This window comes from Paenibacillus gorillae (assembly GCF_000513275.1).
Taxonomy (GTDB): domain Bacteria; phylum Bacillota; class Bacilli; order Paenibacillales; family Paenibacillaceae; genus Pristimantibacillus; species Pristimantibacillus gorillae.
Window position 1 is genome coordinate 1 of record NZ_CBVJ010000123.1, and the last position, 23779, is coordinate 23779.

Annotated in this window: 20 protein-coding genes; 5 read left to right on the top strand and 15 right to left on the bottom strand. The window is 51.5% G+C overall.

Features of this window, described 5'->3' with window-relative positions; translation table 11 throughout:
- A partial coding sequence (locus TY10_RS31855; RefSeq protein WP_042168949.1) for a hypothetical protein occupies positions 1–185 on the top strand: 185 nt, incomplete at its 5' end.
- A gap of 4 nt (positions 186–189) precedes the next feature.
- On the opposite strand, the gene TY10_RS23285 is transcribed toward TY10_RS31855, so the two are convergent.
- The 3 genes from TY10_RS23285 to TY10_RS23295 form a co-directional block, all read right to left on the bottom strand.
- Positions 190–3387 carry an MMPL family transporter gene (locus tag TY10_RS23285; protein WP_042168951.1) on the bottom strand — a complete coding sequence of 1066 codons (3198 nt, stop codon included), beginning with the start codon at positions 3385–3387 and terminating at the stop codon, positions 190–192.
- 7 nt (positions 3388–3394) lie between these two features.
- Positions 3395–3856, bottom strand: a complete 462-nt coding sequence (locus TY10_RS23290) for a MarR family winged helix-turn-helix transcriptional regulator (RefSeq protein ID WP_042168954.1) — start codon at positions 3854–3856, stop codon at positions 3395–3397.
- 481 nt (positions 3857–4337) lie between these two features.
- Positions 4338–4544 carry a hypothetical protein gene (locus tag TY10_RS23295; protein ID WP_042168956.1) on the bottom strand — a complete coding sequence of 69 codons (207 nt, stop codon included), beginning with the start codon at positions 4542–4544 and terminating at the stop codon, positions 4338–4340.
- 249 nt (positions 4545–4793) lie between these two features.
- On the opposite strand from TY10_RS23295, the gene TY10_RS23300 reads away from it, so the two are divergent.
- Positions 4794–6554 (top strand): methyl-accepting chemotaxis protein, encoded by a 1761-nt coding sequence (locus TY10_RS23300; RefSeq protein ID WP_052350729.1) that lies wholly within the window; start codon positions 4794–4796, stop codon positions 6552–6554.
- A gap of 90 nt (positions 6555–6644) precedes the next feature.
- Here the strand turns inward: TY10_RS23300 and TY10_RS23305 are convergent, their stop codons facing one another.
- The 5 genes from TY10_RS23305 to nirB all read right to left on the bottom strand — a co-directional run bounded on the left by TY10_RS23305 (position 6645) and on the right by nirB (position 14498).
- Positions 6645–8669, bottom strand: a complete 2025-nt coding sequence (locus TY10_RS23305) for an ABC transporter ATP-binding protein (protein ID WP_042168959.1) — start codon at positions 8667–8669, stop codon at positions 6645–6647.
- Between the two features lie 21 nt (positions 8670–8690).
- Positions 8691–10442, bottom strand: coding sequence for an ABC transporter ATP-binding protein (locus tag TY10_RS23310; RefSeq protein ID WP_042168962.1), 1752 nt, complete (start codon positions 10440–10442; stop codon positions 8691–8693).
- A 445-nt stretch (positions 10443–10887) separates the two neighbouring features.
- The gene (cobA, locus tag TY10_RS23315) at positions 10888–11697 is read right to left on the bottom strand and encodes a uroporphyrinogen-III C-methyltransferase (protein WP_042168965.1); all 810 of its coding nucleotides are present in this window, start codon (positions 11695–11697) and stop codon (positions 10888–10890) included.
- A 24-nt stretch (positions 11698–11721) separates the two neighbouring features.
- Positions 11722–12036, bottom strand: coding sequence for a nitrite reductase small subunit NirD (nirD, locus tag TY10_RS23320; protein ID WP_042168967.1), 315 nt, complete (start codon positions 12034–12036; stop codon positions 11722–11724).
- An 11-nt stretch (positions 12037–12047) separates the two neighbouring features.
- Complete coding sequence (nirB, locus tag TY10_RS23325; protein WP_042168969.1) at positions 12048–14498, bottom strand: nitrite reductase large subunit NirB; 2451 nt, start codon at positions 14496–14498, stop codon at positions 12048–12050.
- A 334-nt stretch (positions 14499–14832) separates the two neighbouring features.
- Between nirB and TY10_RS23330 the strand changes: the two genes are divergently transcribed.
- Together TY10_RS23330 and TY10_RS23335 are read left to right on the top strand one after the other, a co-directional pair.
- On the top strand, positions 14833–15435 hold the full coding sequence (locus TY10_RS23330) for an ANTAR domain-containing response regulator (protein WP_042168970.1): 603 nt from the start codon (positions 14833–14835) through the stop codon (positions 15433–15435).
- Between the two features lie 11 nt (positions 15436–15446).
- Positions 15447–16499, top strand: a complete 1053-nt coding sequence (locus TY10_RS23335; protein ID WP_042168973.1) for an anthranilate phosphoribosyltransferase — start codon at positions 15447–15449, stop codon at positions 16497–16499.
- A 98-nt stretch (positions 16500–16597) separates the two neighbouring features.
- Here TY10_RS23335 and TY10_RS23340 read toward each other — a convergent pair whose 3' ends face one another.
- The 5 genes from TY10_RS23340 to TY10_RS23360 form a co-directional block, all read right to left on the bottom strand.
- Positions 16598–17818 (bottom strand): Bcr/CflA family multidrug efflux MFS transporter, encoded by a 1221-nt coding sequence (locus tag TY10_RS23340; RefSeq protein ID WP_042168975.1) that lies wholly within the window; start codon positions 17816–17818, stop codon positions 16598–16600.
- A 52-nt stretch (positions 17819–17870) separates the two neighbouring features.
- On the bottom strand, positions 17871–20216 hold the full coding sequence (locus tag TY10_RS23345) for an ATP-dependent DNA helicase (protein WP_042168979.1): 2346 nt from the start codon (positions 20214–20216) through the stop codon (positions 17871–17873).
- Between the two features lie 223 nt (positions 20217–20439).
- Positions 20440–20703, bottom strand: coding sequence for a cold-shock protein (locus tag TY10_RS23350; RefSeq protein ID WP_337588381.1), 264 nt, complete (start codon positions 20701–20703; stop codon positions 20440–20442).
- A 194-nt stretch (positions 20704–20897) separates the two neighbouring features.
- Positions 20898–21236 (bottom strand): hypothetical protein, encoded by a 339-nt coding sequence (locus tag TY10_RS23355; RefSeq protein WP_042168982.1) that lies wholly within the window; start codon positions 21234–21236, stop codon positions 20898–20900.
- Positions 21237–21269: 33 nt separating this feature from the next.
- Positions 21270–21971: a pirin family protein gene (locus TY10_RS23360; RefSeq protein ID WP_042168985.1), complete on the bottom strand. Its 702-nt coding sequence runs from the start codon at positions 21969–21971 to the stop codon at positions 21270–21272.
- Between the two features lie 61 nt (positions 21972–22032).
- Between TY10_RS23360 and TY10_RS30615 the strand changes: the two genes are divergently transcribed.
- Complete coding sequence (locus TY10_RS30615; protein ID WP_155986031.1) at positions 22033–22206, top strand: hypothetical protein; 174 nt, start codon at positions 22033–22035, stop codon at positions 22204–22206.
- Positions 22207–22593: 387 nt separating this feature from the next.
- On the opposite strand, the gene yidC is transcribed toward TY10_RS30615, so the two are convergent.
- Together yidC and TY10_RS30855 are read right to left on the bottom strand one after the other, a co-directional pair.
- Positions 22594–23415 carry a membrane protein insertase YidC gene (gene yidC, locus TY10_RS23365; protein WP_042168989.1) on the bottom strand — a complete coding sequence of 274 codons (822 nt, stop codon included), beginning with the start codon at positions 23413–23415 and terminating at the stop codon, positions 22594–22596.
- On the bottom strand, positions 23361–23708 hold the full coding sequence (locus TY10_RS30855; protein WP_042168991.1) for a hypothetical protein: 348 nt from the start codon (positions 23706–23708) through the stop codon (positions 23361–23363). The genes yidC and TY10_RS30855 overlap by 55 nt, the downstream gene beginning before the upstream one ends.
- Positions 23709–23779 lie beyond the last annotated feature (71 nt).

Genomic DNA, 23779 nt, shown 5'->3' on the forward strand with positions numbered 1-23779 from the left:
TTTTGCGAACCAGCTTCGCTAAACTCCGCCAGACCACTAAACCTCAGCTACAGCGAAGCCCCTTCGCTGTTTTACGAAGCCAGCTTCGCACCACCCCCAAAGAAAAAAAGCCCGCTCAGCAAGTGAGCGGTCCAAAGACCGCCCCCCTTGCCAAACAGGCCATAACAATTCAATTCATCCACTAACCCATTAAATCGTAGTGTCACGCGGATAAGCGCGGACCTTCTCGCTCGGCGCTGACGGCGAGTCCAGCTCGTCATCCGAACGCATGAACGGCCAATAGTTGGCTTTGCCGAACATACGCACCATAACTGGAATGAACAGCGGCAGCATCACGAGTGCGTACATGAACAATCCGCATAGCACGATCGTTGCGATCTGCAGCAGCGACATGACCCCTGACGGCAGCATCGCCGCAAAGGTACCGCCCAGAATAACAGCTGCCGACATGATGACGGTGCCCATGTTTTTCATCGCTTCCAGTATCGCCTCAGAAGGCGACAGGTGACGATACTCTTTGAAGCGGTCCATCAGGAAGATACTGTAGTCGATTCCGAGCGCGACCAGCATGACGAAGCCGAAGAACGGCACCGCCCAGCTGAGGCCGGAATGTCCTAGCAATCTTACAAAGATCACTTCCGTAATCGCCATCGACGTGTAGAACGTAACGAGCAGCGACGCGATCATGTAAAGCGGCATAATAATCGAACGGAACAGGATAATGAGAATGATGGAGATACCGATCAGCATCAAAATAACGGTGCGGCTGTAATCCGCATTCGAAATATTGCTCAAATCGTTATTCATACTCGATACACCGCCTACCGCATAAGCAGCACTGCTATAAGCAGTATCTTTTAGAGCACGGCCGACTGCAGCTTCCAGATCATCGATTTGCGACATCGTTTCTTGCTCATAAGGGTTGCCGCTGAATACGACGTCCAGTTTTGCCGTTTTGCGATCCTCGGACAAATAAACATCAAGAGCTTGCTGGAACTCCGGCTTGTCGATCGCTTCCTGCGGAATAAACCAGCCGGTAATTTGCTTGTTTGCCGAAGAGGAAAGCTCACTCAAGTACCCTTTCGCCGATGATAGCCCGTCGGTTACTTGCGTTAAACCGTCAACACTTTGATCCAAGCCTCCAGTCAACTGGCTAAGCTGCCCATTCAAATCTGCAAAACCGGATTGCAGCTCCTTCTGCCCGCCAGCAAGCTTATCAAAGCCTTGCGTAACGCTAGGCAGCTTCGATACGATCTGCCCTTGACCGGCAGCCGCTTGCTCAATCCCCTTTTGCAGCGCGGCAATACCGTCAGCCAATTGACCCAATCCTTGTGCCAAGGCCGCTTGCCCGCCGGAAGCCTGCTCGAAGCCGCCGTTCGCCTGCTTCAACCCTCCGGCAACGCCGCCAAGCTGCGTATTCAGCATCACCAGCTGTTGGCTGAGACCCGAAGCGCCTTGCTGCATCTGCGCAACAGAAGCTAGAGCCTGCACATACGCCTCATCATCCTTCAGCTCCGGATGGCTTTGCTCCAGACCCGCCAACCCTTTGCCCAAGCTTGCTAATCCGTCGGCAAGCTTCGCCTGTTCAGACGCGATCGCACCATAGGCTTGCGTCAATTGGCCAACTCCCGACTCGGCTTGCTTATAGCCGGCTAGCAAATCTTTGCTGGCTGCCGCGAGCTGATCTGCGCTTACCTTCGCTTTGCTAAGCCCTTCGCTCAGCTCCTTGGCACCAGCGGAGCCGTCTAGCAGTCCTTTTTCAATCTGCTTCAGTCCATCGCCCAACTGGACGACACCTTTTTTCAACGCATTGGTGCCATTCACCAGTTCGCCGACGCCATCCACTGCTTGATTCAGCTTCGGCGCATTATCGCTAAGCGCTGCGCTGGCTTCGGATAGGCCCGAGCCGATCTGACCCAGCCCGTCGCCGCTTTTGCCCAGGCCGTCTTCGAGCGTACCAACTTGATCGGTCACCAGGAAGTCATCGAGCACTTCTCCGGTTGGACGGGTCGCGCTGCGGACTGTCTTCACACCTTCAACTTTACCCAGCTCACGGCTTACTTGCTCCAGAGCGGCCAAGCCTTCCGGCGTATCCATGGCAGTATCCGATTTGACAACAACAGTGGAAGTCAAGGATTCACCAGGCCCGAAGCTGTCAGCAATCAGATTGAACGCTTTTACAGAGTCATATTTATCGCCGATTTCGTCCAGCGAGTTAAACGAGATAGAACCTTTATATGCGGTTAGGAAAGGAACAATCAGCACCGCCAAAATCACGAGCGCCCACACCGGACGCTTCAGCGAGAACTTGCCGACTGCACCCCAAAGTCCGCTCGGCTTGTGCTCCAGCGAGCCTTTAGAAGGCCAGAACAGCTTCGGCCCCAGCACCGCCATGAAAAACGGCACAATCGTGAACAACGCTACGAGCAGCACAGCAATACCTACAGCTACCGCCACCGCAGAGCGGTACAAGACGAAGGTCGAGAAACCGATCGACGCGAAGCCGACCAATACGGCCAAGCCGGAGAACAGAACGGTTTTCCCTGCCGTCTTGTAAGTCGCTACGATCGATTCCGGAATGTTGCCGCCGCGATGGGACAGCTCTTCCTTGTACCGGCTGATCAGCAGAATACAATAATCGGTTCCTATACCGAATAGGACGGCCACTAGGAAAATTTGCGTAAAATTCGATAGCGGGAATCCAAAGTATTTCACCAGATAGGCTACAATGGATTGCGATACCAAATAGGTGAAACCTACAGTCAGCAACGGCACGATTGGCGCCACTGCCGAACGGAATACGAGGAACAGAATAATCAGAATAAAGCCAACGGTAATAAATTCAGTTTTCTTCAAGCCCTCTTCCGAGCTTTGCATAACATCCTCAGAGATGATCCAGTTGCCCGTATAATAATGATCAACTTTTACATCTGACAATGCGCTATAGAGACCGTCACGAACCTTAGACAGATCTGCACCGTCAAGATTAACGTTGACGAGAGCAATCATCGTTTTGCCGTCTTTCGCGAGCATCTGGCTCTTCAATTCAGGAGTGTCCAGATGAGTCGTCATACTGGTAATGTGCAGCTCATCCTTACGATCCTTCAACGTGTTGATGCCGGACTGAACAGCGGTCATGTCGGTATCCGATAAACCCTTGTCATTGTGGAAAACAAGAACAGTGGCCGCTCCGCCCCCTCCGCTTTCCTTGCCCTCAAACTGCTTGATCATCTCAGCAGCCTTTGTCGAGGAATAACCTTCCGGTACGGTGATCTGACCCTTGTCGCGGACGAGATCCTGCATATTTGGGGCACTTAACATAAGGCCAGCAGCTGCTACCAGCCACACTGCCAGCAAGACCCATCTCAGCTTTAATACGGTTCTCATTTTCTCTCTAGCTCCTCTCCGTCTCCTGTGTCATTACTTTCGCTAACTTCTCGAACGTGTTAATGAATTGAAGGGCTTCCTCCTCTTCAAAATGATTCAAAAACTTGGCGATCATCTTTTGAATCTCATCCTCGATCGAACCAGACAACCGCTCGCCTTCCTCCGTCAAGCGGAGCAGCGTAACGCGGCGGTCCTTCTCATCCGGATGCCGTTCAATGAGGTTTTTATCGAACAACCGCGTTGTAATCGCGGTAATCGAGCTTTTGCCTACACAGAATATATCTGCAAGGTCCGTTGATTTGGCTGCACCCACCGACCGCAAATATCGGAGCGTCGCGAACTGGTCTACAGTAAGCGCCTCAGGCATCAGCTCACGGATCATGGCGGTCAATCTTGTATTCACTGTAAAATGCACCGATTCGTAGCGCGATATGATCTGCTTTAAAAATTCAATGTCTGGCGCGGTCATTACAGCGTCCCCTCTCTTCCTCTGCATGTCTATATAGTTTCACAGTAGAACTATTTGATTATTGAACTATAACCAAAAACAACCCTCTCCGTCAAGAAAGGGTTGTGTGAAATTACTGTGAACAAGTCGTTACTCCTTCCAGTATCTAGAATAATATGGCCAATTGACTGATATTATGCTGTAAAATGTCGCAAGCAGGAAGCCCGCAGCCGTCGTGAGCGTGCATGCTTTCATTACAGCGGGCGACCCTGACTCGATATAAAATAAGGAGCGATATCGAAAGACAGGCCATTTAGGCCCTCTGTCTTTTCGATATCGCTCCTATATTTTCCCCATAATTAAACGCCCATTATGCATTAATAACCTAAGTGACAAAATGCAAATGTACATATGCATGTCGAGCCGCATTCATCAGCCTGACCGATTCTAGCCCATGTACATGTACATTTGCATTTTGGGGCGTAGTCTGAGTCTAGACGGTTCAGGCGTTGCCTCCTGCCTCTGTATCACTCCCGCTATCAACGAATGTCTGATCATTGCTGCCTGCCGAGCCGTCGTCAGCTTTTCCTTGAGAAATGGACAAGCTCGCAGCTGGAGAAGCATACACGCTCTCAACGGATAAACCTCCGCCAAGCGCCAGCATTAAAGCTAAGGTTGTGGCCGCCCATGCTTTACTTTTCCTCTTCATCAGCTTCTCCTCCTTTCTGTACAGATGACTAAGTACAAGCACTATCTTAAAGACCTTTGCTTAACGCTTCCTTAAATCGGCTTAAAAATAGTATGAAATGCAGCTTCAAATGCTGCGAATTGAAGTGTTCAAATACATTTCTAACATCAAATGCCGAACTTATCTAATAAATTAGACCTATAATGTCGTTATAAATATCACAGGAGAAGCAGCGATGCTGCATTATACATCAAGTGAGGAGTAACCGTAATGATTAAATTTATTCTTAAGATTAAAGACCGCAGTCTAGCCTTAACGAGCTCTATTGTGCTCGCCGCTCTGTTCATTGCCGTCATCGGCGTTTTTGAATGGACATCCTACAGCGCGCAGAAGAACGCCTACTTGGCAGATATGGAACGCGCAACTCGTACATTCGGGGTACAAATGCAGGCAAATCTGGATCTCGTCCAGAACGCTTACATCCAAATGAAAGCCGATCAACGCGACAATCAAGCCACTTTCAATTCGCTTGGAAAGCAATTAGACGCGATGAATACAAATGAATTGGTTAAAAATACATATCTGTTCATGCCAAACACGGTTGAAAAAGACGGCAACAAATTTGCTACCATCATCCAGAGCAATAAAAGCATGAACGACCTGGGCTATGGTACCGAGAAGCAGTATGAATTGCCTCACGAGTTCATCGAAGGCTTCGAGAAGCTTGGGACTGAAAATTTCATTAAACTGGATACCTATCAGGACGATTCGGGCACCTGGATTACCTATTTAACACCTATCAAGAACAAAGAGGGTAAAATTATTAGCTATTTTGCAATCGACTTCGATTACGATGATGTCACCAGCAAAATGAATGTCATGCTGTGGAAAGGCATTGGCCTAGCCGCTCTGTTCATCGTCGTTGCCATGGCTTTCGTCGTTTGGCTGGCAAGAATGGCACTGAGTCCATTGAAACGACTAGCCGAAATCTCGGCGCAAGCAGCCAAAGGCGACTTGACACAGACTGTACCTGTTACGAATAGCAACGAGATTGGACGCGTATCGGCCGCTTTCAATGATATGATTATCAGTCTGCGCAGCTTGACCTACAATCTTCGTTCCGCTTCGGAGGAAGTAACCAGTTCAGCGGCAAACATGCAGGAAAGCGCGGAGCAGACAGCAGCTGCAACACAAGAAGTAGCCGAAGCCATCCAAGAGGTTGCAGCAGGCGCCGATACTCAGCTGCAAAGCTTCCAGGAATGCCAGCGTGCAATGACGGAAATGACGGTTGGCATTCAGCGCATCGCGGAATCCTCGTCTTCGGTATCCGATCTGGCTGCCGATACGACAGAGCTCGCCGTTGCCGGCGGGGAAGTACTGGGACGTACCGTTCAGCAGATTCATGCCATCGAGCACAGCGTCTCCAGCACAGTTACGACGCTGGAACAGCTTGAAGAAATGAATAGCCAGATCAGTACGATTCTTGCCATGATTGGCGACGTCGCCAATCAAACGAATCTCCTTGCGCTGAACGCTTCGATCGAAGCTGCCCGCGCAGGCGAACATGGACGCGGATTCGCTGTCGTAGCCAATGAAATTCGAAAGCTGGCTGAGCGCTCCAAAGAATCTTCCGAGCAAATCAATACGATTCTCACAGGCATCAGCAGCCATACGAATGAAGCGGTACGCTCTATGGAGCAAGCCGTAACCGGAGCTCGAGAAGGTTCGGCAATATCTATGAAAGCCGGCGAATCATTCCGGGCAATTGTAGAAGCGATTCGCGCAGTTTCTTCGCAAGTGCAAGAAGTATCGGCCGCTTCCGAGCAAATGTCGGCAGGCAGTGAAGAAATTGCAGCTTCGCTCGACCAGTTGGAGCACATTGCAGAAAGCTCTTCGCTGCACTCGCAGCGGGTTGCCGCCTCTTCTGAGGAACAGCTTGCCTCGATGCAAGAAGTTGCCAGCTCGGCCGTGCAGCTCCGCTCCCTGGCAGCGGCATTGAACAAAGAAATCGGTAAATTCAAGACGGAATAAGCGATTATCCTCATCATATGAATCGCATACACAAAAACGGGTATGGCTCCTTAACCAAGGCGCCATACCCGTTTTTAATTTATTTCGTAATTAGGAGGCGGTAACCGCCGCCCCCTGCTGCAGCTGATACATCGCGAAGTATTTGCCGCGGTGCTCCATCAGTTGATCATGATTGCCGCGCTCTACAATGCGGCCGCGATCCAGCACTAGAATCTGATCCGCTTGGCGGATCGTGGACAGCCGGTGCGCAATGACGAATGTCGTCCGGCCTTTTTTCAACACATCAAGCGCCTGTTGAATGATCGCTTCCGTCTCAGTATCAATACTAGCTGTCGCTTCGTCCAAAATCAGAATCGCCGGGTCGTATGCCAGCGCACGCGCGAAGGAAATTAACTGTCTTTGTCCAGCGGACAGCGTACTTCCCTTCTCAATGACAGGAGCGTCGATCCCGCCTGGCAGTGATGCGAACATCTCATATGCACCAACGTCACGCAGCGCCTGTTCGATCGTCTCGCGGCTAATCGCCGGATTATCGAGACTTACGTTAGAAGCAATCGTACCTGTAAATAAGAATGGGTCTTGGAGGACGATGCCCATATGATGCCGCAGGTGCTGCTTCGGAATCGACAGCACATCCTGACCATCGATCGAAATCCGCCCTTTATTCGTATCATAGAAGCGGAACAGCAGATTCAGAATCGAGCTTTTGCCGGAGCCCGTATGCCCGACTAACGCCACTGTCTGACCTTGGCGAGCGGTAAACGAAATGTTTTTCAGCACATACTCTTCTTTTTTGTATGCGAACGTAACGTCCTCAAACTGAACTTCCCCGCGATAGCGCTCCATCGTACCTGGAACAACCTCGATGCCCTCCTGATCCATGAGCGTAAATACACGTTCTGCCGAGACGCGGGCAGTCTCCAGATTGGAGAGTTGGTTCACGACGCCGACGATCGGCTGGAACATCCGGTTCATCAAATCGACGAACGCATAGAGGACACCAACGCCTACAGCCGCACCCAGCCAATCGCCCCAGAACATAATGATAACGACCAGAAACATCAAGTTCCGAATAACGTTAACCAAGTTATGCGATGTAATGGAGTTGAGATTGAGAAGCTTGTTCTGATATTTAAAATAGTGCTCATTCAATTCATCGAATTCCTTCATCGTCTCTTTCTGACGGCGGAATGCTTGAATGATCGGCATGCCCTGAATCGATTCATTAATCATACCGTTAATTTCGCTGAGCTTCGAACGGATAATCCGGTTGTAGCGGGCAGCGACTTTACGGTACAGCTTGATCCAGATGATCAAAATCGGCACAAGCGGCAGTGCGAACAACGCAAGCCTTGCATCCAGCAGGAAGAGCGCTCCGTAAATCGCTGTCATGTAGACGATTGCCGAGAAGAAGTTCGCAAGCACCGCAACGTACAGTTCGCGAATGGCCTCCGTATCATTCGTTACACGTGATACGACCTGCCCGGCAGCCAGCGTATCGAAATAGCCGACCGGCAGCCGCTGCGTGTGGGCGAATACGTCATTGCGCATCTGGCGAACGATTTTGTTCGCTGATGTCTGTAGCAGAAGCCTCTGTCCATAGGTGAATACCGCACCTAAGAGCAGGAGGCCGAAGTAAACGCCAGCCAATAGCATTAATGCCGGAATTTCCGGCTTGTAGAACTGATACAATTCTTTGGCCGAGATGAGTGTTACCTGAACAGAAGCCTGCTCGCCGGTTTCCTTGCTCGTCACCGTCATCACGCCATCTTGCACGGTACGCCGCTCGCCCGAGTTAGGAAGTGTACCTTCCACCCAATAGAACTTGCGTCCGGACTGAAGCACCCGGACTTCCGCACCTTTTGCTTCGCCAGGCTCATAATGATCCTCGCGTTTATACCATTTGCCTTTATATTCGACCGCGTAGCGCTCTTGCGCTGCGACCTCATGCCATTTTTTCTCTATGCCCAATATATTTTGGTCGATCATCCGTTTCGCTATGAACGGTCCTGCAAGCTCTGAACTTACTGCAAGGACAAGCAGCAGGAGCGCCCAAATGATCGGCTTCTTATACAGCATGGCGTATTGAAACAATCGTTTGCCTGTATGACCCATTGTTCGCGGACGCCTCCTATCCTATTCTGATTCGATGAACGACTCCAATTGCTGCCGCTCATATTGTTCTTTGTACCAGCCATCCTGCAGAATCAGCTGCTCATGCTTGCCTTCCTGCACGATCTTGCCTTCATCCAGCACGACGATCCAGTCTGCATGCTGTACAGCGGAGAGACGATGCGTTGTGATGAGCGTCGTTTTACCAGCGCGTTCCGTTCGAATGCCCTCAATGATCTCAGCCTCAGTCCGTCCGTCAACGGCGGACAAGGCATCGTCCAGCATCAGGATTTCCGGATCTGCGATCAAAGCGCGTGCAATACTAACCCGCTGCTTCTGTCCGCCCGAAAGCGCTACGCCCTTCTCCCCAACCATCGTCTCCAGCCCATCCGGCAGAAACTGAATATCTTTGGCAAATGACGCCCGCGCAAGCGCCCGCTGCAAATCTTCCTCCGAGCCTTCGCCCTTCAGACCGAAAAAGATGTTGTCCCGAATCGTCTTCGAGAACAGGATCGGCGTCTGCGGAACATAACCGACCCAGCCAAGCAACTGCTCGATCTTCATCTTGCCGAGCGGAACGCCGGATACGGAAATTTCGCCGTTGCCGATTGGATATTCACGCAGCAATTGCTTCAACAGCGTCGTCTTGCCGCTGCCGGTGCGTCCAACAATGCCAAGCGTCTGTCCTTTGCTAATAGCGAATGACACCTGGCTCAAATTATCGACCGACGAGGACGGGTAACGGAATGTTACACCTTTAAACTGAATCACGTCCGGCTTCGTCACGTCTGTTGTGTCCTGTGCATCGGTAACATCCGCCTTGTAACCCAGCGTCTCATTGACGCGGTCGAGAGAGGCGTTGCCCCGCTGCATAATATTGATCAATTCGCCGATCGCGAACATCGGCCAAATAAGCATCCCGAGGTAAACGTTAAAAGAAACAAGCTCGCCCAGCGTAATCTCGCTGTGAAAAACAAGAAAACCGCCATAGCAGAGACCGATCAAATAACTGAGTCCAACGAGAATTTTCATAGTTGGTTCAAACAAGGCATCAATCTTGGCAACCTCAATGCTTCGATCGAATACTTCAGATGTTTTCTTCTCGAATCGCCCTTGACTCGCTTCCTCCTGCACGAAGGCGCGAATGACGCGTACGCCGGATACCGACTCCAGCACCTGGTCATTCAGCTCGCCGAACGCATCCTGCGAAGCCATGAACCGGTTATGAATCTTTTTCCCGAAGTACGTCATCGCCAGCGCCATGAACGGCAGCGGCAGCAGCGCAGCAAGCGTCAGCTTCAAGCTGATCATACCCGCCATCATGATCAAAATGGTTACCATGAAAAATGTGGAATCGATCAGCGTCAAAATACCGAAGCCAGCCGTCGTCGCCACGGCGTTCAAGTCATTGGTTGAACGAGCCATCAAATCGCCCGTCCGGTTACGTTCGAAGAAGGTCGGCGTCATTTTCAGAAAATGCCTCATTAGCCTGGAACGCATAAGCCTCTCCAAGACGAAGGCTCCGCCAAATAATTGATAATGCCACACATACGAAATGATATAACCGACAATAACGACGGCCAGCCAGCCGAATACGACCTGATAAAATCCGGACGTCCCAAGCTCGCCTTGATGAATGCCGTCGATCGTGTAGCCGATCAGCCAAGGCGGAATGACATCCAGAACGCCCGCTACAATCAGCAGCACGGCGGCTACGGTGTATCTCTTCCAGCTCATTGCGAAAAACCATTGCAGCTTCTTAAGTACGATAAACATAATTCTGTCCAGGCACCTCCCATTTTCCATCCCTATTTGCAATCATTCAGATGGCGATAGCCATCGTTTGCAGCAAAAGTTACGTCCTCCACACCTCTTATCACAAAAAAAGGAAGCGTTTCACCGTAAACGGAGATACGCTTCCTTGTCTGGCGGCAGAATGAGTGTCATGGAAAGAAAGCCACTCCTCGACCGCTGCAAGCAAAAAGGCGCATGATTACGGTTACGTAACCATGCGCCTTTGATTTATGGGATAACCCTTAAATGCAAAGAGTAATGACGCGCGGATGGATTACGTTGATTAATTTAATTTGCGAATGAAAATTATGATTCTGGGGTACTGCAATCATGTTACGCATCACGTAATCCTCCTTTCGAAAATTGAAATCTATTTGTCACTTTACCATCCCATGAAATAACTGTCAATACAAAAGTTGGCCTATTTTCACCCGATCATCCTCATTGCGGAAGCTCGCCTTTGCGCATGCAAGAGCTGCTCTCTTACACGGACAACCTCACCGATAATAATGAGTGCCGGGTTAATAATCCCCATGGCTGCGGCAAGCAGGTGGATATCATCAAGCGTGGCAGTCAGCACGCGCTGGCTGGACGTCGTTCCCTGTTCGATGAGGGCGACCGGCGTCGAAGGAGCTTTGCCGGCTAGCAGCAGCTTCCCGCGAATATCATCAAGCTGGCTGACGCCCATATAGACCGCCAGCGTATCAACGCTATGCGCCAGCAGATCCCAGCGAACCGGCTTGGCATCGCCGTGGCAGCGACTCCCGGTGACGCAAGCGAAGGAAGCTGCGTACCCCCGGTGCGTAACCGGGATGCCGGCTGAAGCGGATGCGCCGATCGCTGCCGTGATGCCTGGCACAATTTCATACGGAATGCCTTGCGATGCAAGCTCCAGCGCTTCCTCGCTCCCCCGCCCGAATACGAACGGATCGCCGCCCTTGAGGCGGACGACCGTCTTTCCCCGCAGCGCGTAATCAGCGAGCGTCCGGTTGATTTCCTCCTGCGGCATGGAGTGGGCGCCGGGCGCTTTCCCGCAGTAGATCCGCTCCGCATCGGAGCGCGCATAGTCCAGCAATGACGGATTAACCAGCCTATCATATAAAATAACGTCCGCCGCCTGAATACGGCGCATCGCCTTAACCGTAATGAGCTCCGGATCGCCGGGACCAGCTCCGACAATATAGACTGTGCCTGCTCCGCCTATCCTGACCGTTTCAGCAAGTATTATATCCGACATGTCAATCCCCTCCTTGCCGCTCTCTTAGATTGTTATATAGATATTCCCGCTTTCCCCATCGACCTCAAGATCAAATGTCGTAATGCAGCCTTCATCCGGCGCTTGGGCGCGTCCGCTGCGCAAATCGATTTTCCAGTCATGGAGAGGGCAGTGAACAGCGCCTCCGCATACCATTCCCTCTGACAGCTGGCCGCCTTTGTGCGGACATTTATTTTCCACCGCCAGCACACTGCCATCCGTCAAACGGAAAATAGCGATTTCCGTATCCTGCACCTTTACCTTCCGCGAGCTTTTGACATCAATGTCTGCCAGCTTTGCAACTTGAACCCTCATTGTCATATGATCGCCCCCTATCCCCTTGCCGGCAGTGCGCCGGAGCCGGACAATTGCTCAAAGTTTTTACGTAAATCATCGCTCTCAATAATTTGCTTCCACGGATCGGTCGTTAAGCTAAGCGTCTTTTCAATACGCGAGACAAGCGCCTGCCGGTCTTCTTTCTTCTCCAACGCTGCCTTAATCGCATCCAGACCTACACGCTCCAGCCACTGCGCCGTACGTTCGTTCCATACCGCATTCTCGCGGTAATATTGGAGATAAGCCGACGACCACTCCATCACCTCATCCTCTGTCTTGACGATACAGAGCAGATCAGTCGCCCTAACCTTCACACCGCCGTTACCGCCGACATGCAGCTCCCAGCCGCCGTCAATCGCAACGACCCCCAAGTCTTTAATTGTCGCCTCGGCACAATTGCGAGGACAGCCGGAGACGGCAAGCTTTACTTTCGCTGGCGTGTTTAGCCGCTCGAACGCTTTTTCCATCCGAATGCCCATCCCGATTGAGTCCTGTGTACCGAAGCGGCAGAATGTTGAGCCAACGCAGGTTTTAACCGTCCGCAGCGTCTTGCCGTAAGCATGGCCGGACGGCATATCGAGCTCTGCCCAGATTTTCGGCAAATCCTCTTTTTTCACACCGAGCAGATCCAATCGCTGCCCGCCGGTAAACTTCACCATCGGCACGTCGAACTTCTCGGCTACCTCCGCAATTTTCTTCAAGTCAGCCGGAGACGTCACGCCGCCGTAGATGCGGGGAACGACAGAATAAGTGCCGTCCTTCTGAATATTCGCATGATAGCGCTCGTTCGTAACGCGTGATTCCTTCTCGTCGATATATTCTTCCGGGTACAGCATGCCCAGATAATAATTGAGAGCAGGCCGGCATTTCGTACAGCCCTCCTTCTCCCTCCAATCCAGCACATTCATAACCTCTTTGACCGTCATCAGCCTCATCCGCGATATTTCCGCAACAATCTCGTCGCGATTGAGTGTTGTACAACCGCAAATGCCTTCTTTAACCGGCTCACCTGCCGCATCACCGGCATAAACTTTGAGCAGCCCTTCTACAATCGGCTTGCAGCCGCCGCAGGAAGCGGAAGCTTTCGTACAGGCTTTGACACCAGACACCGTCGTACAGCCTTTTGTGCGAATCGCATCGGTTATCGCTACTTTGGACACGCCATTGCAGCCGCATACGATTTCATCGTCAGCCATCGCTTCGTATTTGGCCGCAGCATCGGGTGCCTGACCGCCAAGCAAGTTAGCCGATATACCTAGCAGCAGCTCCTTCTCGCGGCCTTCGATCGATTCGCCTTTCTTCATCAGGGAGAACAACTCGGCCCCGTCCGACGTATCACCGAACAGCACCGCTCCGATCAGCTTGCCGTCTTCGATGACAATCTTCTTATAGGTTCCGCCCAAATCATCCTGGATGCGCAGCGCCTTTGTTCCTGCCACCTCGCCGAACCTGCCTGCCGAAAATACATCAACACCGGAAACCTTAAGCTTCGTAGACGTAACAGAGCCCGTATACCCCGGTGTCTCTAAACCAGCGAGCCGTTTGGCCAGCACCGCTCCCTGCTCATAGAGAGGAGCAACCAGTCCGTAGGCGATGCCCCGGTGCTCCGCACATTCGCCCAGCGCATAAATGCCAGGCACACTGGTTGCCATATAATCATCAACTACGATGCCGCGGTTGATTTCAATGCCTGATGCCTTTGCCAGCTGCACATTTGGGCGAATCCCGACGGCCATGACGACCAGATCTGCATCCGCCTCACTGCCGTCCGCAAACCGGATGGACTTGACCCGCCGGCGTCCTGCAAGGCTTGCGGAATGTTTGTTTAACAAGAATTTCATCCCTTGCGCCTCCAGCTCGCGCTGCAGCATACGCGATGCCGCTTCATCGAGCTGACGTTCCATTAAATAATCGTGAATATGCACGACTGAGACGTCCATTCCAAGATGGAGCAGTCCTCTCGCCGCCTCGAGACCCAGCAGACCGCCGCCAATGACGACTGCTTTTTTATAAGTTTTGGCCGTATCGATCATCGTCTCGCAGTCCCGAATATCGCGGAAAGCAATGACACCCTCCTTGTCAGCGCCGGGGATCGGGAGCATAAACGGATTCGAGCCTGTAGCCAAAATAAGTTGGTCATATTCAGCTTCGACGCCTGCATCCGTTATCACTTTTCGGCGCCCCGTGTCAATTTTCATTACCGTATGACCAGTCAGAAGCTCAATCCCGTTTTCCTTATACCAATCCCAGTCATTAATGATGATTTCCTTCATATCCGTGCCGCCCGCCAACACGGAGGACAGCATAATCCGATTATAATTAGGATGCGGTTCCGCTCCGATTATCGTAATGTCGTACATATCGGGCGCCAGCTTGAGCAAATGCTCAATCGCCCTTACCCCCGCCATCCCATTGCCGACCAGCACCAGTTTTTTGCGCTCTGCCATCTTCTATCTCTCCTCTCCCGATTTCACCCTGACAAATAGAAAAAGCCTGGCTTCGCTCAACAGAGACGCACGCATGCTGCGTTACGGTCCCCGTTAATTGCGAAGTCAGGCTTCATTGCCGCTTCAACCGAATACATCGTTGTATTCGAATACGATATGATGTTTGCTTGTATCGTAACTATACAACGCCCCTTTTCTTCGTGTCAACATAATTAACATATAATATGGGTAGATTGTGATATCGACAAAATCGCGTTTTCTGTGTTATATATATTCACAACAAACCATCAGATGTTCGCGTGCTTACATGCTAATGAGGAGGGAGCGCTTCTCCATGCGTTCAATACTAGTCATTTCTAATCGAACAGCCCCGGCTGAGCCGACTGTCGAATCCGAGCTGACGCTGTCCCCCGGTTATGTGCTGGAAGAGCACGGCTACTCGGTGTCCCATGCCGACCGCGAGGATACAGCCAAACAAAAAGTCGACCATACTGACGCCGTTGTGCTTCAGCTTTCTCTTGGCGATGCAAAACGTTGGGGCAGCATGCTGATACAAGAAAAGCGAGTCCCGATGTTATGGTGGTGCAGCGCCGTCACGGCCGGACAGTCCGCCGCCTTCTGCGAGGATGATATCCGAATTGACGGCATACTCACCCCTTCAATGACCGAACAAGAGCTTCATTGGGCACTTCATTTCGGCGCCAAGCAATGCTTCGAACGGCAGCAGTGGTTAAATGAACGCAAGCAGTTGGAGGCACGCATCGAGGAACGCAAATGGATCGATATGGCGAAAGGCATTTTGTGCAAAATCAAAAACGTCTCCGAGGCGGAGGCTTATGACATCCTTCGCAAGCAAGCAATGAATGACCGAAAGCGGATGGTCGATGTTGCCACATCGATCGTGAAGGTCTACCAAATTCTTCAGGAGCAGAAATAGGGGGTTGCGACATGCTGACAAAACTATTGAAAGAGGTTGCCCGCGGCAAAAGAGGGGCTCGTGATTTAAACGGTGAGGAAGCACTGGAAGCAGCCGATCTTATTCTGAACCGTAAAGCGACACCCGCCCAAATCGGCGCTTTTCTCATCGCGGAGAGAATCAAGATGGAAAGCGTAGAGGAGCTGGAGGCTTTCGTCCTCACCTGCCGCAAGCAATCGTACCGCGCGCCGATTCAGCGCGGTCTGGATTGCGCCGGTCCATACGACGGCCGTACGAAAGCCTTTTACGCCACCTTCGCAACCTCATTCCTGCTTGCCTCGGCCGGCTTGCCTGTCACGCTCCACGGGGCCGCTTCGCTTCCCCCGAAATGGGGCGTCACGCTGCATGATCTGTTAGCTGCAATAGGAATCGATGCGGATATGACGGACAAGAGCAGGACCGAAGAGATCGCCCGTCAGACGGGGGTGCTGTATGTACCGTCAGAACAATGGTGCCCCCCATTAAAGGAGCTAAGGCCGCTGCGCGAAGAATTAGGCATGCGTACGGTGCTGAACACCGCCGAGAAGCTGATCGACTTCTCCCGCTCTCCTTATCTGGTCTTCGGGGTATATCATAACACTGTATTTGACCGGATGAGCAAGCTGCTTCTACACCTTGGCTACAGCAAGGCGCTTATCGTGCAAGGCTCGGAGGGCTCCGAGGATTTATACATCGAACGGCCAACACGCACTTATATTGTCGAACATGGCGAAGCCCGGCTCCACGTCATCGATCCCGACACTTATGGCCTAGAAACCTCGCTGCCCGAAGGTGTCGAATGGACAGCGGCCATGCAAATTCGCGTGACAGAGGAAGCACTGCGCTCCGAAGGCCATATCGGCTACGTGAACCAGGTGCTGCTTAACGGCGCGGTCCGCCTGCGTTTGGCAGAGAAGGTCGATTCTATTGAAGAAGGTATCTACACATGCAAATCACTGCTAGAGAACGGCTCGGCATGGGAGCTGTACCGCAAATGGCGCGGCGCCATGCTCGGCAAAGATGCGGATGTGCCGATGCCCTTGTAAGCCTCGTGTACACGGTAACAGCAAAGGGAAGTCTATCCATGATTTTGGATAGACTTCCCTTTGTGTTTTACTTATTCCTAAACCTGTCTAATACGTAGTTAACGCACTCGCTTGACAAGCAGTGTGTAACAGAGCACCGCCAAAACGTTAACCGACGCTATAACGATCCCCATCGGCAATGCGGTCCCGCTGCCGCCAAGACCGACCAGCGGCGCCATGCAGCCGCCGAAGACGAAGGACAGCAGGCCGATAAGAGCTGAGGCACTGCCTGCGGATTGGCCCTGATTTTGCATCGCGAGCGAGAAGCTGGCCGTCGATACGAGTCCGACGCTCGAAACAATGAAAAAGAGCGGGATAAGAACACCGAACAAACCTGCATCGAGCAATATCATCACAAGCAGCGTGACGCCGCCAATCGAAGCCATGCTAAGACCTGTAATCAGAATTTTGGTTGCGCTAACCTTCCCGGCTAACCTCCCCGCCACTTGACTGGCGATAATAATACCAATGCCATTGATGGCAAAGCATACACTATACATTTGCGCCGATAAGCCGAACAACTCCTGCAGAACGAAGGGCGATCCGGAGATGTAAGCGAACATACCCGCAATGATAAGTCCCTGCGATAGCGCATAGCCCATAAATAACCGATCCTTCAGCAATCTCTGGAACGTCCGAAGCGTACTGCCAAGTCCGCCCTTTAGCCGGTTTTGCTCCTTGAGCGTTTCCTTGAGGCCAAACCATACGGCAAGCAGCATCAATACGCCAATGATGGCCAGAACGATAAAGACCCCGCGCCATGACGTCCATTTCAATATCTGTCCTCCGGCAATTGGAGCCGCAATTGGAGCGACACCGTTGACGAGCATTAGCATCGAATAAAACTTCGTCATTTCCGCTCCCTCATACATATCCCGGACCATTGCGCGGGAAATAACGATGCCGGCCGCACCGCCAAGACCTTGTATAAACCTTAGCAAGACGAAGGTCTCGATAGACGGCGCAATGACGCAAAGTACGGATACCACTGCATAAAGGGCAAGGCCGATCAGCAGCGGCTTTTTCCTTCCCTGGACATCACTTAAAGGTCCGATCAGCAGCTGTCCAATTGAAATACCGAGCAAGCATGCGGTCAGACTGAGCTGCGACATCGACGTCCCAGCCTTGAAATCACCGGCCAGTTCAGGCAATGCGGGCAAATACATGTCGATCGATAAAGGAGCAAATGCAGCCAGCGAGCCTAGAAGCAGTGCCATCCACAATCTGGCCGAAGATACCGGCTTACGATCACTTGTCAAACTATTAGGTGTAGAATTCATGTTGAACAATCACTCCAAACTTTTTCATAATCCCATCCTTGTTATCTTTCCGTTACGGACGTATCACTTCATACGGCAGCCATTCTTCCGGCAGCAGCCGCTCGTATTCCGGCCTCAAATACCGGTCGTCCACTAGCACGAGCACGCCACTATCCGTTTCAGAGCGGATAAGCCGCCCTCCCGCTTGCAACACCTTATTCATGCCCGGAAATACATAAGCGTAATGAAATCCATTCTTGCCGGTCTCGTCGAAGTACGCCTTCAGCAGATCACGTTCCGCACCAACCTGAGGCAGTCCCACCCCGACAACTACTACACCGGTTAAGCGATCGCCGACTAAATCGATCCCTTCGGAAAAAATGCCTCCCATCACCGCAAATCCCACCAGCGTACGCTCTCTGCCCGAATGGAAGGCAGCCATGAACGCAGCCCGGTCCTCTTCCGACATGGCCGGCTGCTGCAGGAGCGTATCGAACGGCAGCGCTTCTCCCTCCGCCAACAAAGTCTCATAGCAATCATTCATATAGGCGTATGACGGAAAAAATACGAAATAATTGCCGGGGCGCTCCACTGCCAGCCGATTCAACAGTCGTGCAATCGGCACTCTCGACTCCTCCCGATCCCGATAGCGGGTTGAGATCGGCACTAGTTGTACATCCAGTTGTTCACGCGTGAATGGTGTGGGAACAGCTAACGTGTAATCCTCCGGCGCAGCTCCAAGCATGTCCATATAATAAGCAGCGGGGGAAAGCGTCGCCGAGAAATAAATCTGCGAACGGTATCCCTTGCCGCTCTGGCGAAGCAAATGAGAAGGGTCCAGGCAGAACAGCCTCGTCCGGACATCCCCGCCCCTCACCTCGGTATAGGTGAGGAACCTTTCGTCGTACAGCTTAGCGGACCGAAGGAAGGCTTGTGCCCCAAAGTAAACGTCCAGCAACATCGCCTCGGCCCCCGCCTCCGGATTGACAGCGCCTTCCGCAGAACTCGGCAAAGCGCCCATCCGGCGGTTGCTGAGCCACGTCTCTGCCGCGCCAACGAACACCTCTAGTAATCCGATAAGTTCCTCGGGCAGCTCCCGCTCCGATCGCTCCCTCTCATCTCCGCATGCCTTGCGCAACGCGATAAAGTAATCATTCACCGCTTTGACTGCAGCATATCCTTCCCGGTACACGGGCTTAAGCAGGCGCTGCAGAGCTAGAAACGAAGCTTTCTCCAGCTCCGCAGAGAACATCTCTCGTGCACGGTCAACCAAGTTATGCGCTTCATCGACAAGCAGCGCTGTCTGTTTCTTCTGCTCGCCAAGCAGCCGTTTCAACGACACCCTCGGGTCATAGATGTAGTTATAATCGCAGATTACGACATCCGCAGCATATGCGGCGTCAAGTGAAAACTCGAACGGACAGACCCGGTGCTTACGGGCATACTGTTCTACAACCTCACGGGTCATATTCGTTTCCTCGCCGAGCATGTCAAGCAGCGCGCCGTTCACCCGGTCGTAATAGCCGTCCGCATATTCGCAGTAGCGCTTGTCGCATCGCTGCTCCTCCTGAAAGCAAATGCTCGCCTTGGCGGTCAGCGTTACAGCATGAATGCGAAGCCCCTTCGCCGCCATCCGGGCAAAAGCATCCTCCGCGGCTGTCCGCGTCGTCGTACGGGCCGTCAAATAAAATAGACGGCTGAGCAGCCCTTCCCCCATCGCCTTGACGGCGGGAAACGTCGTCGAGATCGTTTTACCTATACCGGTTGGCGCTTTGGCGAACAGATTGGCACCCTCCTCGATCGTCCGATATACGGCTCCAGCCAGTTTCCGCTGCCCGCTCCGGTACATGTCGAAAGGAAATGCCAGCTCGGAGATGCTCCTATCCCTCTCTTCAGCATGGCGCAGCAGCATCCGGGCGTATGGCGTATAATCGCGCAGCAGATCCATCATAAACTGCTGCAGCTCCGCAAAGAACGCTGCACGTCTGTATAAGCGGCGCTCGCCGGATTGCACGGACACATAGGTAAGCTGAATCCCGACCTTGTCTAGACCCTGTTCAGCGGCATACATGAAGGCGTAGCAATAGGCTTGAGCCCAGTGAACCGGGATTCCTTCCTCCCCAAGCCGGGACAAATCCGCACGAGTCGATTTGATCTCATCGATCGTTACGCTGCCATCCTCGCTGATCAAAAGTCCGTCACAACGTCCGTCCACGCGGTACGTCAGCTCTTCATAATCGATATTGGCGCAGAGATACTCTTCCTTCTGATCCCGCTCGCCATACTGTTTCTGTACCTGCTGATGCACCCGCGTCCCTTCTGCCATTGCATCCGCCATTTGAAAACCGGACTCGATGCTGCCTGCGCGGTACACATATTCCACGAGCGGCCTCACCGCGATCGCGATTTCTTTCTCCATGGCCATGCCATCACCCGATTCTGGTTACGCGCTGCCGCAAACCATCCGTTTTGTTCTGCTCCACCCAGTATACCACACATACGTTCGCCTATCTGGCAAAAAAAGGATGCCCCACAGGGGCAATATCATTAAGTTAAAGCTTAACTTAATGACATGCCCGCAGAGCATCTACATGGTTGACAGTCGAGATGCTCCAAGGAGCATCTCATCTAAGCTTAGCCTATTACTCAGCCGTAGCCGCGACCGCCTTCAGCTTCAAATTGTCATTAGCATTTACAAGCGCGGGCAGCATCCGCTCTCCACTCACCATTGGAGAATTGCAGAGCAAGCAAGTTGGAGCCTGTTCAAACGAAAAGTTCTCGCGCATCCAACCATTGCAATCGTCACTTTCGCAAGACCAGATCTTCGTATTGACCTCTGGAATTTCCTCTTGAATCTTTTTCCGGTTATAGATCGGTAACGCCCCCTTCCTGAAATCAAATTCCACAATATGCTGACTGACTATTTTATCGTTTCTTTTTTAAAAAATTCCATTCATCATAATTAAAATTTTTTTATCGCCAGGCGCAGCATGTATAAATAATCGTTTATCCGGTTTGTAACATGTATATTGTAAACTTGGTCCAATCATTAGTAAACTACATCCTTCATTTTCGACCTAATATTTCATATTTCGACAATTTACAGTTTGTAACCGAATTGCTGCGGAATATACTCAATACTGGATCTGGCGGTGAAGGTAAGTATATGTTTGGCCTTATCATAGTTTACCGTATCTTCCTGGACATAGAACCAAATTTTTACCGTTGGCTGCTCTTCCCCATAATGGCGGAATAGAAATACGTTCAGCTCGCTTCGCCATCTCAGCAGCTCATCCATATCTTTATCGGACGGATTCTGAACTTCAAACGACCATCGGCTTCCTTCAGCCGGCTCTGCCTGATAAGTCACTGGCTGATGATCAGAATCAACAAATGTCCTTCCTCCCACAGCATGCTTGATCAGTAACGTTTCGTGCACGTAAAGCCCTCCCGTCCTTCTCTTTGTCTGTAATCAAGGCAAGTCGATGAACAACACGAATACGCTCTCTTCACCCGTCCGCAGCAAAATATCAGGCTCAAACTGCGCCCGGATGGAATCCTTCGGCCCCATGCTGAATCCGTTAATATCTACGCTGCCCTCAATGACCATCGCAAACACCCTTCTGCCGGGCTGCTGGTTATGATAAAGCTTTTTGCCAGGCTCCAGACGGCCCAGATAGATCGTCAGATCCTGATGAATGCTTGCTGTGCCGTTCGCGCCATCGGGCGTGACGATTGGGACAAACGCATTAGTTAACTTGTCGTTGTCGTAGCTCACCATCTCATAGGACGGCTCTAAGCCTTTCTCTCGCGGCATAAACCATAGCTGGAAAAACTGGCCTTCATCCGTATCGGAATCATTGTACTCAGCATGGATAATTCCGCTGCCGGCAGTCATCCGCTGCACTTCTCCTGCGGAGGTAACTTCAATGTTACCCAAGTTGTCCTCATGCTTTATTCTGCCGGCCAATGGGATCGTCACGATCTCCATATCGCTGTGCGGGTGGGCTCCGAAGCCGCGTCCCGGGGCAATAACGTCATCATTAAGTACACGCATAACGCCAAACCCGTAATTATCCTGGTCGAAATAATCGCCAAAAGAAAAACTTCGCGCGCTGCGCAGCCACCCTAGGTCAACCGAGTTCCGCTCATTTGCCGGAAATAGCTTTATCATATGAAATTCCTCCTTTGGGGCATTCTAACGATCATAACGCAGGGAGTGTGATGGGACGACGATGGACAAACAAGAGAGAAATTCAGAAGAAGATTTGGTGACGGAGAAGGATATTGACGATAAATTCGGCTTGTTCACGGAGGAGCCGCAAAGCTATGTGCTGTCGAATGCCAGCAAAAGGCTGAAAGCGACTTACCCTCGGCGGTCAGCCTTGAAAAGCAGGGATAAGCCGTAATTATTGAATGATGATAATGAAATACGCGGAGCCGTTGCTTAGTCTGGCAGGCGAATTTATACCCTGCTGGACTGGCCAGCCGTGTGAGCTAGCCTATTAAATCCGGAAGCTGCAAAAGGAAGCTAGCGGAAACAGTGTGAAGTTATCTGAATGATACATTACCCACAGTATACCACTTAAAGTCTTAGGTATAAAGTAAACAGCATGCAAGTTTATTGGCCGGCTGCCGGAGAACAAATGGGAAAACAGGTTACATGAATTGGATTTTTGCCAAAAACATCTTCGTTTATCCAATCAGACAAGGGCCAACAGCCCAAGGATGAATGAGGTGCTGCCAGACAGCAAGAGAAGAAAAAACGCACCCCCTTCTGGAGATGCGTCTTGTTGTTATTTGGTCGAAACGCCTGGTGTCGGCAATTTGTCCGGCTTCAGAACGGGGTACAAACGTTTGGCAAGCATCGTCTGTAAAATCATAAATGTCCCGCCTACTACCCAATATAACGGTACAGCCGCCGGCGCAGAGAAGGAGAATATAGCCATCATAACGGGCGAAATATAACCCATAAAGGCCATTTGCTTCGCTTGCGCAGGATCAACCCCCACCTGTGAAGTGCGGAATTGAATGTAGTAGACAATTCCCGCAAGAAACGGAAGCACATGGTCGGGAACGCCAAGTTGGAACCACAGGAAGGAATGCTGCGCAAGCTCCGGCGTCATTTTGATCGCATAGTACAATCCGGTAAGAATCGGGATTTGCAGCAGCATCGGCAGACAGCCGATCGCCAGCGGGTTGAACTGATGCTTGCTATACAGCTCCATCATTTCCTTGTTCATCTTCGCTTGCGACTCTGGCGTCTTGTCCTTGTACTTTTCCTTCAGCTTATTCAATTCCGGCTGCATAACAGCCATCTTCTGTTTCATCTTCTGCTGGCTCTTATGCTGGCGTAGCATAAACGGCATCAGTACTAGACGCACAAGCAAAGTCATTGCAATAATCGCCATTCCATAGCTGTCGCCAAAGAACGAAGCAATGTGCTGAATCAAGTACGAGAACGGGAATACGACGTAATGGTTGAAAAAGCCTGGCGTATTCGCATCAACCGTACCGTTCGGTGCGCCGCATCCGCTCACGATAAGCAGTATGGCAATTACGGCTAAAAAGCGATATCTTTTAAGAAAGGCGAATGCTTGGTTTGAAGTTGTCTCCATAAAAATCCTCCTCGTTGTGGGTGTTCTTGATTTCGCAACGAGGAGCTGCAATCCGCGGATTCACCGTCGGGGGATTCTTTCCTTTTTACTTTTCGCACGAGCCAGTGCTGGATACGGTCTGGTCTGCTGACTTGATGTACAAGCAGAATGAGCGGTACCCAGATGAACCGTTGCGGCGACCATCCGCCGTTGTCCTCAATGGACTGGCGCGTGAAATAGGCGGCATACGCAAATGAGCAAATAATGCTGATCGAGAGCAAATAGGGAATGACCTCATGAAGCTCAAATACCAAAGCATTCACCTCCTTTAGTATAATGGATGACATAACTTGAATTTCTGTACGGCTATTTCGACGAAATAACC

Bases quoted from the DNA above. Each gene is read 5' to 3' on its own strand.
- TY10_RS23285 (WP_042168951.1), bottom strand. From the start codon at position 3,387: ATGAGAACCGTATTAAAGCTGAGATGGGTCTTGCTGGCAGTGTGGCTG.
- TY10_RS23290 (WP_042168954.1), bottom strand. From the start codon at position 3,856: ATGACCGCGCCAGACATTGAATTTTTAAAGCAGATCATATCGCGCTAC.
- TY10_RS23295 (WP_042168956.1), bottom strand. From the start codon at position 4,544: ATGAAGAGGAAAAGTAAAGCATGGGCGGCCACAACCTTAGCTTTAATG.
- TY10_RS23300 (WP_052350729.1), top strand. From the start codon at position 4,794: ATGATTAAATTTATTCTTAAGATTAAAGACCGCAGTCTAGCCTTAACG.
- TY10_RS23305 (WP_042168959.1), bottom strand. From the start codon at position 8,669: ATGGGTCATACAGGCAAACGATTGTTTCAATACGCCATGCTGTATAAG.
- TY10_RS23310 (WP_042168962.1), bottom strand. From the start codon at position 10,442: ATGTTTATCGTACTTAAGAAGCTGCAATGGTTTTTCGCAATGAGCTGG.
- cobA (WP_042168965.1), bottom strand. From the start codon at position 11,697: ATGTCGGATATAATACTTGCTGAAACGGTCAGGATAGGCGGAGCAGGC.
- nirD (WP_042168967.1), bottom strand. From the start codon at position 12,036: ATGACAATGAGGGTTCAAGTTGCAAAGCTGGCAGACATTGATGTCAAA.
- nirB (WP_042168969.1), bottom strand. From the start codon at position 14,498: ATGGCAGAGCGCAAAAAACTGGTGCTGGTCGGCAATGGGATGGCGGGG.
- TY10_RS23330 (WP_042168970.1), top strand. From the start codon at position 14,833: ATGCGTTCAATACTAGTCATTTCTAATCGAACAGCCCCGGCTGAGCCG.
- TY10_RS23335 (WP_042168973.1), top strand. From the start codon at position 15,447: ATGCTGACAAAACTATTGAAAGAGGTTGCCCGCGGCAAAAGAGGGGCT.
- TY10_RS23340 (WP_042168975.1), bottom strand. From the start codon at position 17,818: ATGAATTCTACACCTAATAGTTTGACAAGTGATCGTAAGCCGGTATCT.
- TY10_RS23345 (WP_042168979.1), bottom strand. From the start codon at position 20,216: ATGGAGAAAGAAATCGCGATCGCGGTGAGGCCGCTCGTGGAATATGTG.
- TY10_RS23360 (WP_042168985.1), bottom strand. From the start codon at position 21,971: ATGATAAAGCTATTTCCGGCAAATGAGCGGAACTCGGTTGACCTAGGG.
- TY10_RS30615 (WP_155986031.1), top strand. From the start codon at position 22,033: ATGGACAAACAAGAGAGAAATTCAGAAGAAGATTTGGTGACGGAGAAG.
- yidC (WP_042168989.1), bottom strand. From the start codon at position 23,415: ATGGAGACAACTTCAAACCAAGCATTCGCCTTTCTTAAAAGATATCGC.